This window comes from Neobacillus sp. NPDC097160 (genome assembly GCF_044762155.1).
Taxonomy (GTDB): Bacteria; Bacillota; Bacilli; order Bacillales; family Cytobacillaceae; genus Neobacillus.
The window spans coordinates 1-15,458 of record NZ_JBIWDU010000008.1 but is presented as its reverse complement, the minus strand read 5'-3'; the positions used below and the strand labels follow the sequence as shown (position 1 = coordinate 15,458).

The 15,458-nt window shown below is 40.4% G+C and carries 13 protein-coding genes; all 13 read left to right on the top strand.

Annotated elements, in window-relative coordinates; genetic code table 11:
- Window positions 1-153 precede the first annotated feature (153 nt).
- The gene (gpr, locus tag ACIQXV_RS12660; protein WP_402959295.1) at window positions 154-1,272 is read left to right on the top strand and encodes a GPR endopeptidase; all 1,119 of its coding nucleotides are present in this window, start codon (window positions 154-156) and stop codon (window positions 1,270-1,272) included.
- Window positions 1,273-1,389: 117 nt separating this feature from the next.
- Window positions 1,390-2,595 (top strand): stage II sporulation protein P, encoded by a 1,206-nt coding sequence (gene spoIIP / locus ACIQXV_RS12655; protein ID WP_402959293.1) that lies wholly within the window; start codon window positions 1,390-1,392, stop codon window positions 2,593-2,595.
- A gap of 18 nt (window positions 2,596-2,613) precedes the next feature.
- Complete coding sequence (locus tag ACIQXV_RS12650; protein ID WP_402959291.1) at window positions 2,614-2,940, top strand: DUF3679 domain-containing protein; 327 nt, start codon at window positions 2,614-2,616, stop codon at window positions 2,938-2,940.
- Window positions 2,941-3,065: 125 nt separating this feature from the next.
- The gene (gene lepA / locus ACIQXV_RS12645; RefSeq protein WP_402959289.1) at window positions 3,066-4,901 is read left to right on the top strand and encodes a translation elongation factor 4; all 1,836 of its coding nucleotides are present in this window, start codon (window positions 3,066-3,068) and stop codon (window positions 4,899-4,901) included.
- Window positions 4,902-5,159: 258 nt separating this feature from the next.
- Entirely contained in the window at window positions 5,160-6,299 is a 1,140-nt protein-coding gene (hemW, locus tag ACIQXV_RS12640; RefSeq protein WP_402959287.1) for a radical SAM family heme chaperone HemW, read from the top strand.
- Between the two features lie 211 nt (window positions 6,300-6,510).
- Complete coding sequence (hrcA, locus tag ACIQXV_RS12635) at window positions 6,511-7,542, top strand: heat-inducible transcriptional repressor HrcA (RefSeq protein WP_402959733.1); 1,032 nt, start codon at window positions 6,511-6,513, stop codon at window positions 7,540-7,542.
- Between the two features lie 110 nt (window positions 7,543-7,652).
- Window positions 7,653-8,255, top strand: coding sequence for a nucleotide exchange factor GrpE (grpE, locus tag ACIQXV_RS12630; protein WP_402959286.1), 603 nt, complete (start codon window positions 7,653-7,655; stop codon window positions 8,253-8,255).
- 29 nt (window positions 8,256-8,284) lie between these two features.
- The gene (gene dnaK / locus ACIQXV_RS12625) at window positions 8,285-10,120 is read left to right on the top strand and encodes a molecular chaperone DnaK (RefSeq protein ID WP_402959284.1); all 1,836 of its coding nucleotides are present in this window, start codon (window positions 8,285-8,287) and stop codon (window positions 10,118-10,120) included.
- Window positions 10,121-10,240: 120 nt separating this feature from the next.
- Complete coding sequence (dnaJ, locus tag ACIQXV_RS12620) at window positions 10,241-11,371, top strand: molecular chaperone DnaJ (protein ID WP_402959282.1); 1,131 nt, start codon at window positions 10,241-10,243, stop codon at window positions 11,369-11,371.
- Between the two features lie 17 nt (window positions 11,372-11,388).
- Window positions 11,389-12,330, top strand: a complete 942-nt coding sequence (gene prmA / locus ACIQXV_RS12615) for a 50S ribosomal protein L11 methyltransferase (protein ID WP_402959281.1) — start codon at window positions 11,389-11,391, stop codon at window positions 12,328-12,330.
- Between the two features lie 110 nt (window positions 12,331-12,440).
- Window positions 12,441-13,190 carry a 16S rRNA (uracil(1498)-N(3))-methyltransferase gene (locus ACIQXV_RS12610; protein ID WP_402959279.1) on the top strand — a complete coding sequence of 250 codons (750 nt, stop codon included), beginning with the start codon at window positions 12,441-12,443 and terminating at the stop codon, window positions 13,188-13,190.
- Between the two features lie 8 nt (window positions 13,191-13,198).
- Window positions 13,199-14,572, top strand: coding sequence for a tRNA (N(6)-L-threonylcarbamoyladenosine(37)-C(2))-methylthiotransferase MtaB (gene mtaB, locus ACIQXV_RS12605; RefSeq protein WP_402959277.1), 1,374 nt, complete (start codon window positions 13,199-13,201; stop codon window positions 14,570-14,572).
- 99 nt (window positions 14,573-14,671) lie between these two features.
- Entirely contained in the window at window positions 14,672-15,346 is a 675-nt protein-coding gene (gene deoC, locus ACIQXV_RS12600; RefSeq protein ID WP_402959275.1) for a deoxyribose-phosphate aldolase, read from the top strand.
- Window positions 15,347-15,458 lie beyond the last annotated feature (112 nt).

Here is a 15,458-nt window from a genome sequence, read left to right as displayed (position 1 = left end):
TCAGAACAAGAAGTATTTTATCAAACGAGCGCCTATTTTGCAATACACAAATAAAAAGGATAAGAATATTAACCTGCATGTTTTGGAATGAAAAGGGCAAAAATAGGAAATAGTTTCTAATTACTAAGAGACTTCATGATGGGAGTGAATGTAATGGATGAGTCGATTGACTTAAGTCAGTACTCGGTTCGAACAGATTTGGCCATTGAAGCAAGAGAAATGGTGCTTGCCGGGAGGTCTGTCGGACAAGAGGAAAACCTTTCGCAAATTGAAGGTGTCATTATTAAGGAAAAAGATGTTGATGATATAAAAATTTCGTTGGTTGAAGTAACCAAACAAGGTGAAGAACAGCTTGGTAAAAAGGCTGGCCGCTATTTAACGATGGAGGTTCAAGGGATCAGACAGCAAAACACCGAGGTGCAGCAAAAGGTTGAAGAGATTTTTGCTAGGGAATTTGCCTATTTTTTAGAAGGCTCAGGCATTAAGAAAACAGATTCATGTCTTGTTGTCGGGCTGGGAAATTGGAATGTTACCCCAGATGCATTAGGTCCAATGGTTTGTGAAAATCTTTTGATTACCCGCCATCTCTTCCAGCTTCAGCCTGAAAATGTTGAAGATGGCTATCGTCCCGTTAGTGCTTTGTCACCGGGGGTAATGGGTCTGACAGGGATTGAGACAAGCGATATTATTTTCGGAGTTGTCGAAAAAACAAAACCTGATTTTGTCATCGCTATCGATGCATTGGCATCAAGATCAATTGAGAGGGTCAATTCTACTATTCAAATTTCCGATACAGGTATCCACCCTGGTTCAGGTGTAGGCAATAAAAGGAAGGAGCTTAGTAAGGAAACATTGGGCATCCCTGTTATTGCGATTGGAGTCCCAACGGTTGTAGACGCTGTTTCAATTACAAGTGATACGATTGATTTCATTCTTAAACATTTTGGAAAGGAATTGAGGGAGGGAAATCGCCCTTCAAGAGCACTCGCACCGGCAGGTATGACCTTTGGTGAAAAAAGAAAATTAACGGAAGAGGATCTTCCTGAAGAAAAGCACCGGAAGACATTTCTTGGCATGATTGGTACCTTGCCTGATGATGAAAAAAGAAAGTTAATTTATGAGGTGTTATCACCGATTGGTCATAATTTAATGGTTACGCCAAAGGAAGTGGATGTCTTTATTGAAGATATGGCAAACCTGATTGCGAATGGGTTAAATGCCTCGCTCCACAGTGCCGTTGACCAAGAGAATGCCGGATACTATACAAGATAAATTTATGAAAGGGGCCTGCTCTACGCAAAGGCTCCTCTTTGTTTCACCAAATAATTGGTTCTATCAATTCTAGTATTGTCATAAGATTTACTAGAATCGTTAATGCGAGGTGGAACCATGAAAAATACTAGAAAATCGGGTACCTTTTTGAGCGTTCAAGGGACTAGTTTACTGAAAATTACTGCGGCTCTATCATTATTTATGATCTTAGTCTTTTCTATTAGCGGGCTCTTAACCTCGTTGAAGCCACAATATCGAATTATGTCATCCTCCGTGAACCAAGCTGCTATGAATGTAAATGGAGAATTGCTGTATCAATTAATGGGCTGGGAGAATCATCATTTTTTAAAGGCCGAGCATAATTGGGCGACGGCTCCCAAGTTAACCAGCTTGGTTTTTAAACTATCAAGCAATATAAATTTAGATGATCCACGGAGTCTTCTTGGCAGAGAGTTACCCGGTTTCTTTCAATTCGATGGCAAAATTCTTGTAGCCGGTGAGGGTACGAATTATACGAATATGCCAATTGAGTCTTCGCCGCCGATAGATATCATGAAGGCAGAGCGTGAGGCAGCACTGCAGAATTTAGAGGGATTAGATAAACCGTCTGGAGATAATCCATCCCCAACTCCGGGACAAACAACAGGTGATCGTAAGGTTGTCTATGTTTATTTCACCCATAATCGAGAATCCTATTTACCATATTTGAAAGGTGTAACGAATCCGGATTTGGCCTATCATTCTCAAATTAACGTCACCAAGATTGGCGATCAACTTAAAACGAGCTTAGAAGATAGAGGAATCGGAACTTTTATTGATAAAACCGATGTTCAGGGGAACTTAAATAAAAAAGGGTTAAAGTATCCAAAGTCATACCAAGAATCCGGGCTGCTAGTTCAAGAAGCAATGACTTCAAACCGAGATTTACAATACTTTATTGATATTCATAGGGATGCTTTAAGGAAAGATAAAACAACGGTTGATATTAACGGAAAATCCTATGCAAGGCTTGATTTTATTATTGGTGGGAAAAATCCTAATCATGAAAAGAATGCTAAATTTGCTACCGAACTCCATGAACTTTTAGAAAAAAAATATAAGGGCTTGAGCAGGGGAGTTATGGTGAAAAATTACGCAAATTCAAATAGCATCTATAACCAAAACCTTTCGGAAAATGCCATTCTAATCGAATTTGGCGGTGTTGATAACACATTTGAGGAATTAAACCGCTCGGCGGACGCCCTTGCCGATGTGTTTAGCGAATATTACTGGCAGGCAGAAAAAGTGAATCAGGATGTGGATCAGTCAACAGATAAACAATAGCAGTAAGGGAGCACTTTTATGAAGATGTTTATGGTGAAAAGCCTATTTATTGCGGTACTTATGTTAATTTCTGTTTTAACGGGCATGCAGCTGGCGGGTAACGGGATTCATAAATTGAAGGGCTATGAAGATCCAAATTTTCAAAATGCTGTCCATATCCATGAAACGAACAATAATATAAGCGCATCCTTCCTTGGCAATGATATTTCCAGTCATGATATTGAGGCGAAAAGAAAAATGCTCGAGGAAATAAGTGCGTTTAATTTCTTCTCCTCGATGGGGAAGAAAATGTCTGAAGGAATTTCCGGGGCCTCTGAAAAATTGATTAAGGCGATCACAGACTAAAATGAAAAGCGGTACCAGAGTGGTACCGCTTGTTTAATGCTTAGTAAAATTTATTGAATCTTGATTTTCCTGCTGATATAATCAACAATAGTGTACATGTGCGAGAATAGTAGGAGTGAACTACCATGAATAGAGAAGACAGACTGAAACGCCAAGCAAAAATAAGAAATTTTTCGATTATTGCCCATATCGATCATGGGAAATCAACATTGGCTGACCGTATTTTAGAAAAAACGAATGCATTAACATCCCGTGAAATGAAAGATCAGCTGTTAGATTCAATGGATCTTGAAAGAGAACGCGGAATTACCATCAAGTTAAATGCCGTCCAGTTAAAATATAAAGCAAAAGATGGAGAAGACTATATTTTCCATTTAATCGATACACCGGGACATGTCGATTTTACGTATGAGGTATCAAGAAGCCTTGCTGCCTGCGAAGGGGCCATTTTGGTTGTAGACGCTGCGCAGGGAATTGAAGCACAGACACTAGCAAACGTATACCTTGCACTAGATAATGACCTTGAAATTTTACCGGTTATTAATAAAATTGACCTGCCAAGTGCTGAACCTGAAAGGGTTCGTAATGAAATAGAAGAGGTCATTGGCCTAGATGCCTCAGAAGCAGTGTTAGCATCTGCAAAAGCAGGAATTGGTATTGAAGATATCCTTGAACAAGTCGTAAAGACAGTGCCGGCACCAACAGGCGATCCGGACGCACCATTAAAAGCGCTTATTTTTGACTCCTTGTATGATGCCTATCGAGGCGTTGTTGCCTATATTCGCGTTGTTGACGGATCTGTTAAAGTCGGCGACAAAATCAAAATGATGGCAACAGGAAAAGAATTTGAGGTCAACGAGGTAGGCGTATTTTCACCTAAAGCAACAATGCTTGACGAATTAACCGTCGGCGACGTCGGCTTCTTGACAGCATCGATAAAAAACGTGGGTGATACGCGTGTCGGTGATACGATTACAAATGCAAAAAATGGGAGTACGGAGCCGCTTCCCGGGTATCGAAAGCTTAATCCAATGGTTTATTGCGGACTTTATCCAATTGATACAGCTAGATTCAATGACCTTCGTGAAGCCCTTGAAAAGCTTCAATTGAACGATTCAGCATTACAATTTGAACCTGAAACTTCCCAGGCACTTGGCTTTGGTTTTCGCTGTGGATTCTTAGGCCTGCTCCACATGGAAATTATTCAGGAACGGATAGAGCGGGAATTCAAGATTGATTTGATCACGACAGCACCAAGTGTAATCTATCATGTTCATATGACAGACGGCACAGAAATAAAAGTGGACAACCCGTCTAACCTGCCTGACCCACAAAAGATTGACCATGTCGAAGAACCATACGTAAAAGCGACGATGATGGCACCGAATGATTATGTCGGTGCAATTATGGAGCTTTGTCAGTTCAAGAGGGGAATATTCATTGATATGCAATACCAAGGTGAAAACCGCGTAAGCATTATTTATGAAATTCCATTGGCTGAAATTGTGTATGATTTCTTTGATCAGTTAAAATCAAGCACAAGGGGCTACGCATCCTTCGATTATGAGCTGATTGGCTATAAACCATCAAGCCTGGTTAAAATGGATATATTATTAAACACTGAGAAAGTCGATGCCTTAAGTTTTATTGTCCATAAGGACTTTGCCTATGATCGCGGAAAAGTCATTGTGGAGAAGCTGAAGGAGCTTATTCCTAGACAGCAGTTTGAGGTACCTATCCAGGCGGCAATCGGGCAAAAGATTGTCGCGCGTTCCACGATTAAAGCGATGCGGAAAAACGTATTAGCGAAATGTTATGGCGGAGATATCTCCCGTAAACGTAAATTGTTAGAAAAGCAAAAAGAAGGTAAAAAGCGGATGAAACAAGTCGGTTCCGTCGAAGTACCGCAAGAAGCGTTTATGGCAGTATTAAAAATGGATGATAGTAATTCAAAGAAATAAAAGCGTAAGCGCCCTGGTCAGCGGCGTAATGGCCTGGAGCGCTCCAACTGAGATAAAGGAAACACGAAGAGCCGGAGGCGATTCGATGTTGACTTATCGTAGGGCGGAGAGCGAAGGACACTAGCCGCTAGGGTGCTGGAGCTGGACAATTCTCAAAGACCTTGATATAAATTTCGGATATTAAAATAAAAATTAGCGGAGGTTTGGGGCTGCCTGATCATAGGTGGTTCCTGCCTCTTTTTTTAGGAAGTGAAAACGATGATTAAAGCAGCTTATCTGCATATCCCTTTTTGTGAGCATATATGCCATTATTGTGATTTTAATAAAGTGTTTCTAAAGGGGCAGCCGGTTGATGATTATTTACGAGCGTTGGACAATGAAATGAAGATGACCCTTACCGAGTATCCAACGGACCGGCTGGATACTATTTTTGTCGGTGGCGGCACGCCGACCTCATTAAATGAACAACAGCTTTATTGGTTTTGTGATAGTATTAATCGAAATTTACCTAAAGCTGATAAACTGGAATTTACCTTTGAAGCAAATCCCGGTGATTTAACAAAAGGGAAATTACAAATATTAAAGGATGCGGGCGTTAACAGAATTAGTCTCGGGGTACAAACGTTTAATGAGGAATTGCTAAAAAAAATCGGGCGTGTTCATAAGGCAAAAGATGTATATCAAACCATTGAAAACACCAAAACAGTAGGATTTGAAAATATCAGTATTGATCTTATTTTTAGTTTGCCAACACAAACGATTCAGGATCTTAAGGAGACATTAACAGATGCTTTTTCACTTGATATTACTCATTATTCTGCTTATTCGTTAATCATTGAACCAAAAACTGTTTTTTATAACTTATTGAAAAAAGGCAAGCTTCCTACTCCTGGAGAAGATATTGAAGCGAGTATGTATGAAGTTTTGATGGAAGAAATGGAAAAGCACGGATTCAATCAATATGAAATAAGCAATTTTTCTAGGCCGGGTTATGAGAGCCGGCACAACCTGACTTATTGGAATAATGAACATTATTATGGGTTTGGAGCGGGCGCACATAGCTATGTGAATGGAAACAGAAGATCAAATTCAGGCCCATTGAAAAAATATATCGATCAGATAGCCAGCGGCTACCTGCCAGTATTTGAAGACCATCACGTAACGAAAGCGGAACAAATGGAGGAAGAAATGTTCCTTGGATTACGGAAAACAGAGGGGGTTTCAATCTCTCATTTCAATGAGAAATTTAATATTGATCCGCTAAAGCTATTTGAAAAAGAGCTAAGGGAATTAATGACTAAACAATGGATAGAAGTGGGGAAAGATCATATATATTTAACTAAAAATGGCCGCTTTTTAGGAAATGAAGTTTTTCAATCCTTTTTAGGAGTTGTCTAGCTGCAGCGCCTAGGGGCTCGGGGTCATAAGCCATTCCGTCAAGAAGGTTAAAGAACAACCTTCTCGCCGGCTTGTCTTATGCCTGTCGCCCCTGGGCAAGGCGCTTTCGCATTTCTTAGTACGTAATGATTGACAGCATCCCCCTTTTTTTGATAATTTATTAGTATAATTAGCACTCGGTGATGATGAGTGCTAACAGAGGTGATGAATGTTGTTAACAGATCGTCAATTGGTAATTCTTCAAGTTATTGTTGATGACTTTATTCGATCTGCCCAACCAGTCGGCTCAAGAAGTTTGTCGAAAAAAGAGGAAATTTCCTTAAGCTCAGCCACTATTCGTAATGAAATGGCCGACCTTGAAGAGTTGGGGTTTATTGAGAAGACACATACCTCCTCAGGGCGTGTGCCGTCCGAAAAAGGTTATCGGTATTATGTGGATCATTTACTTTCACCTCAGGATTTAAACCAGCAAGATATTGCCATTATTCGTTCAATATTTGCTGAGAAGATTTATGAGTTTGAAAAGATTATTCAAAGATCTGCAAAGATTTTATCGGAGCTGACTAATTATACATCGATTGTGCTTGGGCCAGCCGTTAGTATTAATAAGCTGAAAAAAATCCAAATCATTCCGTTAAACAAAGAGACAGCGGTAGCCATTTTTGTGACTGATACCGGCCATGTCGAAAACCGTACCTTTTCATTACCGGCTTCTATGGATGCGAGTGACTTAGAAAAAACGGTTAATATTTTGAACGATCGGTTAGCAGGTGTTCCTTTAGATCATCTAAACGATAAGATTTATAAGGAAGTGGCAATGCTGTTAAGACAGCATATCCATAATTACGATTTAATGATGCATACGATTGCAGATTCTTTAAAAATGCCAATCCATGAAAAGCTCTTTTTTGGCGGCAAAACAAATATGTTAAGTCAGCCAGAATTTCATGATATATCAAAAATCCGTACACTCTTGATGATGATTGACCAAGAAGATTCGATTTATAATTTAATCCGGAAAGATTCAGCAGGGATTCATGTTAAAATTGGCACGGAAAATAATATTACTGCAATGGACAATTGTAGTTTAATTACAGCTTCCTATTCGGTAGGTGCTGAAAAACTTGGTACGATCGCCATCCTTGGTCCGACGAGAATGGAATACTCACGTGTGATTAGCTTACTCCAATTTTTAAGCGGGGATTTGACCAAGGTCTTAACGAAACTGTATCAAAATAATTAGCACTGGTAATATTGAGTAAGGGTGAAATGCCTTTAATGTTTCACTCCTTTTTCCATGAACACGACATGAATCTTTTAAAATAAACAAATCCTTTAAGGGAGGTGAGTAAGTTGACGAAAGAAAAAAACAATACAATTAGTGAAGAAGAAATAGAAATGAAAAGTACTGAAAATGTTGAACTTACCAATGAACAAACGGCTGAGCCTGTTTTTGCCGAGGGAGATACAACAGAACAAGCAAATGCTGATTCCATTGATGAACAGCAGCAGGAAAATCTGCAGTTGAAGGATAAATTAGTGGAAGCAGATAATCGTTATCTACGACTTCAAGCAGATTTTGATAATTTCCGCCGACGCACTAGATTAGATCTAGAGGCTAGCGAAAAATATAGAGCGCAAAAATTAATTACCGATCTACTTCCTGCTTTAGATAATTTTGAAAGAGCATTGCAGATTGAAGTAGACAATGAACAAGCCACATCAGTACTGCAAGGTATGGATATGGTGTACCGCAGTCTAATAGATGCCTTGAAAAAAGAAGGTGTTGAACAAATTGAATCTGTAGGGAAAGAGTTTGATCCACATCAGCATCATGCTGTGATGCAGGGTGAGGATGAGAATTACGGTTCCAATGTTGTTACGGATGAATTTCAAAAGGGTTATCTATTAAAGGACCGCGTGATTCGCCCAGCAATGGTAAAAGTAAATCAATAAGTCTACATATTTTTTAGGAGGAAAAGGCAATGAGTAAAATAATTGGTATTGACCTTGGTACTACAAACTCTTGTGTATCCGTACTTGAAGGCGGAGAACCGAAAGTAGTTCCAAACCCAGAAGGAAATCGCACAACTCCATCCGTTATTGCATTTAAAAATGGGGAACGTCAAGTTGGGGAAGTGGCAAAGCGCCAAGCAATTACAAATCCAAATACGATTATGTCGATTAAACGCCATATGGGTACAAGTCATAAAGAGAATATTGAAGGCAAAGATTATACTCCTCAAGAACTTTCTGCCATCATCCTTCAATATTTAAAATCTTATGCTGAGGATTATCTTGGCGAGCCTGTAACAAAGGCAGTTATTACAGTGCCAGCTTACTTTAATGACGCTGAACGTCAAGCAACAAAGGATGCCGGAAGAATTGCCGGTCTTGAAGTGGAACGTATCATTAATGAGCCGACTGCTGCTGCTCTAGCATACGGGTTAGATAAAACAGATCAAGATCAAACGATACTTGTTTACGATCTTGGCGGCGGTACATTTGACGTTTCCATTCTTGAACTAGGTGATGGCGTATTTGAAGTAAAATCTACTGCTGGTGATAATCGCCTAGGCGGCGATGATTTTGACCAAGTGATTATTGATTATTTGGTTGACCAATTTAAAAAAGAAAATGGCATTGACCTTTCTCAAGATAAAATGGCTTTACAGCGCTTAAAGGATGCTGCTGAAAAGGCGAAAAAAGATTTATCGGGTGTAACTTCAACACAAATTTCATTACCATTCATCACTGCAGGAGCTGCGGGTCCACTTCATCTTGAAGTTACGATGTCTAGAGCAAAGTTTGATGAACTATCAGCAAACCTTGTAGAACGGACAATGGGTCCAACTCGTCAAGCACTAAGTGATGCAGGGTTATCACCATCACAAATTGATAAAGTTATTCTTGTGGGCGGCTCAACACGTATTCCTGCCGTTCAAGAAGCAATTAAAAAAGCAACAGGTCAAGAGCCGCACCGCGGCGTTAATCCGGATGAGGTTGTTGCAATGGGTGCTGCAATTCAAGGCGGCGTTATCACTGGTGATGTTAAGGATGTTGTATTGCTTGACGTTACACCTCTTTCACTTGGAATTGAGACAATGGGCGGCGTATTTACAAAGTTGATTGACCGTAATACAACGATTCCAACATCTAAATCACAGGTGTTCTCAACTGCTGCAGACAGCCAAACTGCTGTTGATATCCATGTGCTTCAAGGTGAGCGTCCAATGGCAGCAAATAACAAAACGCTTGGCCGCTTCCAGTTATCAGATATCCCGCCTGCACCACGTGGAATTCCACAAATTGAGGTTACTTTTGATATTGATAAAAATGGAATTGTAAATGTTCGTGCAAAAGATCTTGGTACGAATAAAGAACAACAAATTACGATTAAGTCTTCAACAGGTCTTTCCGATGAAGAAATTCAAAAAATGGTTAGAGAAGCGGAAGAAAACGCTGAAACTGACAAGCAGCGCAAGGAAGAAGTGGAGCTTCGCAATGAAGCGGACCAACTTGTCTTTACAACAGAAAAAACGGTAAAAGACCTTGAAGGTAAGGTAGATGCAGCTGAGATCGCAAAAGCTAATGAAGCGAAGGATGCTTTAAAAGCAGCTATTGAGAAAAATGACCTAAACGAAATCCGTACTGCGAAGGATGCATTACAGGAAATCGTTCAAGCTTTGACTGTTAAGCTTTATGAACAAGCAGCCCAAGCACAGCAAGCTGCGCAAGGCGGTCAAGATGGAGGCAATACAACTGCTAAAGATGACAATGTCGTTGATGCGGAATTTGAAGAAGTTAAAGACGATAAATAATAGGCTGTGAAAAATAACGATAAAGCCAAAGTCAGTTTAACTGCTTTGGCTTTTTTATTGCAATAGAACTATTACTGGTGTTAAAATAATCTTTATGTGACAGATTCGGGAGTGGTAATCATGAGTAAACGGGATTACTATGAAGTGCTAGGTGTGAGTAAGAGCGCTTCAAAGGATGAAATAAAAAAAGCATATCGTAAACTTTCCAAACAATATCATCCAGATATTAATAAAGAGCCAGATGCGGCTGATAAATTTAAGGAAATTGCTGAAGCTTATGAAGTGTTAAGCGATGATCAAAAAAAGGCTCATTATGACCAATTCGGCCATACCGATCCGAACCAAGGATTTGGCGGAGGAGCTGATTTTGGGGGCGGATTTGGCGGCTTCGAAGATATCTTTAATACGTTCTTCGGCGGCGGTGGCGGTTCAAGAAGGCGTGATCCAAATGCGCCAAGACAAGGCGCCGACCTTCAGTATACAATGACTGTTTCATTTGAAGAAGCAGCGTTCGGAAAAGAAACAGATATTGAAATACCACGTGAAGAAACGTGCAATACATGCAGTGGTTCTGGTGCGAAGCCAGGAACAAAACCAGAGACGTGTCAGCACTGCCATGGAACAGGGCAGCTAAATGTCGAACAAAATACTCCATTTGGAAGAATTGTTAATCGCCGTACATGCCATCATTGTAATGGTACGGGGAAAGAAATTAAACAAAAGTGTTCAACATGCGGTGGTAAAGGGAAAGTGCAAAAGCGCAAGAAAATTCATGTTAAAATTCCTGCAGGTATTGATGATGGCCAACAGCTTCGCATGGCTGGTCAAGGGGAAGCAGGATTTAACGGCGGCCCGGCTGGGGATCTTTATGTTGTTTTCCAGGTGCGTCAGCATGAGTTTTTTGAACGAGATGGCGATGATATTTATTGTGAAATGCCAATCACCTTTGTCCAAGCATCATTAGGTGATGAGATCGAGGTACCTGCATTAAACGGAAAAGTTAAGCTAAAAATCCCGGCTGGTACACAAACGGGGAAAAAATTCCGTTTAAAAGGGAAAGGTATCCCGAATGTCCGCGGATATGGTGTAGGGGATCAATACATTATTGTCCGGATTATTACACCAACAAAGCTTTCAGACAAACAAAAGCAGCTTCTTAAAGAATTTGCCGAGCTTAGCGGCTCATCTCCCATTGGGGAACATGAGGAAAGTTTCTTCTCAAAGGTAAAACGTGCTTTTAAAAGCGAGTAAGGATTGGAGTTGGTAGAATGAAGTGGTCAGAAATTAGTATCCACACAACAAACGAGGCGATCGAACCTATTTCACATATATTGCATGAAGCCGGGGCGAGCGGTGTAGTCATTGAAGATCCATTTGAATTGACAAAGGAAAGGGAAGATCAATTCGGAGAAATCTACCAACTCAATCCAGACGATTATCCTGATGAAGGCGTCATTGTCAAAGCCTATTTACCGGTTAACAGTTTTTTGGGAGAAACCGTTGAGGCCATCAAGGATTCGATAAATAATTTAATCATATATGATATTGATTTAGGTAAAAACGATGTAACAATTAGTGAAGTGCACGAAGAAGAATGGGCAACCGCTTGGAAGAAATATTATAACCCAGTCAAAATTTCTGAAAAGTTCACGATTGTCCCTACTTGGGAGATTTACGAACCGGTCAGCAGTGATGAATTAATCATTGAATTAGATCCCGGTATGGCTTTTGGTACGGGAACACACCCTACAACGGTAATGTGTATTCAAGCACTTGAAAGAACAGTCCGTCCGGGGGACAGGGTAATTGACGTTGGGACTGGATCTGGAGTGTTAAGTATTGCTGCAGCCATGCTTGGTGCCGAGGATGTTAGGGCCTATGATCTTGATGAAGTGGCTGTAACATCAGCAAAGTTGAATATCAAGTTAAATAAGGTAAGTAATACGGTATCCATTTCTCAAAACAATCTTTTGGATGGTGTAGAGGAAAATTCAGCCGATGTGATTGTTGCCAATATTTTAGCGGAAGTAATCTTAAGATTTACGGAGGATGTTGCACGAAGTGTTAAGCTTGGTGGAACATTCATTGCATCCGGGATTATTCAGCAAAAGAAAGAACAGGTTAAAGAGGCTATTGTGGCAGCAGGCTTTGAAATTTCCGAAACAATGCTGATGGAAGATTGGGTTGCGATTATTGCCAAAAGGATATAATGGTGGACAAAAGGGGTTTAAGCGGGACCCCTTTTTATTTTTCTATCTTTCAATATTGCCATAACTTTTGTAAAATAAAGAGTAAAATGTTTTAGAGAGGGTGCAAACGTGTGCAACGCTACTTTGTTAAACAACGAGCAAATGAAAATCATTTTTTTATTGATGATGAAGACCGCCACCATATCGTAAAGGTTATGCGCATGCAAATAGGCGATCAAATCATTTGTGTCGATCCGGAAGGAAACCAAGCTGTTTGCAGGCTTGCAGAAATTACCGATTCAAGTGTCGTTGCAGACGTTGTACAATGGAAAGATGAGGTTTCAGAGCTTCCTATTTCAATTACAATTGCAAGCGGCTTGCCTAAAGGGGACAAGCTGGAATGGATTATTCAAAAGGGAACGGAACTGGGTGCACATCAGTTTCTGCCATTTTCGGCTGCACGTTCAGTCGTAAAATGGGATGAGAAAAAAGCAGCCAAAAAAATAGAGAGATGGCAAAAGATTGCCAAAGAAGCTGCTGAACAATCCCATCGTGCTTTTGTGCCTGAAATCGTTAGTCCGATGAGTTTTAAAGCAATGCTGGCCAAAAGTAAGGACTTTCATTATAAATTAGCTGCCTATGAGGAGGAAAGCAGAGACGGTGAAACTTCTGTTTTTTCAGCTACCCTCAAAAAAATAAAAAAAGGTGAAACCCTTCTTTTGGTTTTTGGCCCAGAAGGCGGGTTAGCGCAAGAAGAAGTACAGCTTTTAAAGGATCATGGGTTCGGCCTATGCGGGTTAGGCCCGAGAATTTTAAGAACGGAAACGGCCCCTTTATATTCTCTTGCGGCCATTTCCTATCATTTTGAATTATTGAGGTGAGTTTACAAATGGCAAGAGTCGCGTTTCATACACTTGGATGTAAGGTGAATCATTATGAAACAGAGGCCATCTGGCAGTTGTTTAAAGAAGAAGGATACGAACGGGTTGATTTTGAATCAATTTCCGATGTATATATTATCAATACATGTACGGTAACGAATACAGGAGATAAAAAAAGCAGACAGGTTATTCGCAGAGCGGTTAGAAAAAATCCTGATGCGGTTATTTGTGTAACGGGATGTTATGCGCAAACATCGCCGGCTGAAATTATGGCCATTCCTGGTGTTGACATTGTCGTGGGAACGCAAGATCGTATAAAAATGCTCGGATTTATTGAACAATATAAAACGGAACGCCAGCCGATAAATGGTGTTGGCAACATCATGAAGAACCGTGTTTACGAAGAGCTTGACGTTCCTTCCTTTACCGACAGAACACGTGCTTCTTTAAAAATCCAAGAGGGCTGTAACAATTTCTGTACTTTTTGTATCATTCCATGGGCACGCGGCCTAATGAGATCACGTGATCCAAAAGAAGTGATTCGTCAAGCACAGCAACTTGTTGATGCGGGATACAAGGAAATTGTGTTAACTGGTATTCATACAGGCGGTTATGGAGAAGACATGAAAGATTATAATCTTGCCGCGCTGCTCCGTGAATTGGAAGCAGAAGTAAAAGGGCTTGAACGTCTTCGTATTTCATCGATTGAGGCGAGTCAGATTACGGATGAAGTGATTGAGGTCATCAAACAATCTAATATCGTTGTTCGTCATTTGCATATACCAATACAATCAGGTTCAAATTCCGTTCTAAAGAGAATGCGCCGCAAATATACGATGGAATTCTTTGGTGAGAGATTAGAACGTCTGAAGGAAGTTTTACCAGGATTAGCAGTAACCTCCGATGTCATCGTTGGATTCCCTGGAGAATCAGAAGAAGAATTTATGGATACGTACAATTTCATTAAAAATCATAAATTCTCTGAGCTCCATGTCTTCCCGTATTCTAAGCGTACAGGTACACCAGCTGCACGGATGGAAGATCAGGTTGATGAAGAAGTGAAAAATGAACGTGTTCACCGTTTAATTTCCCTTTCTGATCAGCTGGCAAAAGAATACGCATCATTGTTTGAAGGTGACGTATTAGAAGTGATTCCTGAAGAGGAATACAAGGAAGAAACCAATTCTGGAAAATATGTTGGCTATACAGATAATTACTTAAAAGTAGTATTCCCGGCAACAGAAGATATGGTCGGCAAGATTGTAAAAGTGAAAATTACAAAAGCTGGTTACCCGTACAATAAAGGCCAATTTGTAAGGATTGTTGAAGATACTGCGATTGTTAAAGAAGAAGTTTTTAATCATGAAGAAGCTGCTATTTAAGGAAAAAGGACCTTTCACTGGTCCTTTTTATTTTGGGCATACTACTGTTAGCAGCAAATCTTTTTATGTAATTTAAAAAAGAAAGTGAGGGAGCATATTATGGCTACTACTAATGTTGCTGCAATGATTGATCACACCTTACTAAAGCCGGAAGCAACTAGGGAGCAAATTGAATCCTTGTGCCAAGAAGCTAAGGAGAATAAGTTCTTTTCCGTATGTGTGAATCCAGCTTGGGTTAGTACTTCCAAGGAGCTTTTGCAAGGGAGCAGTGTGAAGGTTTGTACGGTTATCGGTTTTCCCTTAGGGGCGACAACTTCAGAAACAAAGGTATTTGAAACAAAGAATGCAATTGACAATGGTGCAGATGAAGTGGATATGGTTATTAATATCGGTGCATTAAAGGATAAGAATGACAGGTTAGTGGAGGACGATATCCGTGCAGTTGTCGAAGCGGCAAAGGGCAGAGCATTAACGAAAGTAATTATTGAGACGAGTCTGTTAACGAAGGATGAGAAAATCCGTGCCTGTGAGCTTTCTGTAAAGGCTGGTGCAGATTATGTGAAAACCTCTACTGGATTTTCAACAGGTGGAGCAACTGTGGAGGATATCGCTCTCATGAGGCAAACTGTTGGGCCGGAAATTGGGGTTAAAGCCTCTGGCGGAGTTCGCGGTACTGCAGATGTTCAAAATCTGATTGAAGCTGGGGCGACGAGGATTGGAGCAAGTTCAAGTGTTTCTATTATAAAAGGGCTGCACGTAACCTCGGATTACTAAAGAAAAGACGGCGATTCTGGACTTACACCCGTCAAGTAGACAGCTCTAAAAAAGACTATGCAGCCATCGTGATCCGGTATTCAACTGGAGCACGATGGTTTAGTCGTTTTTG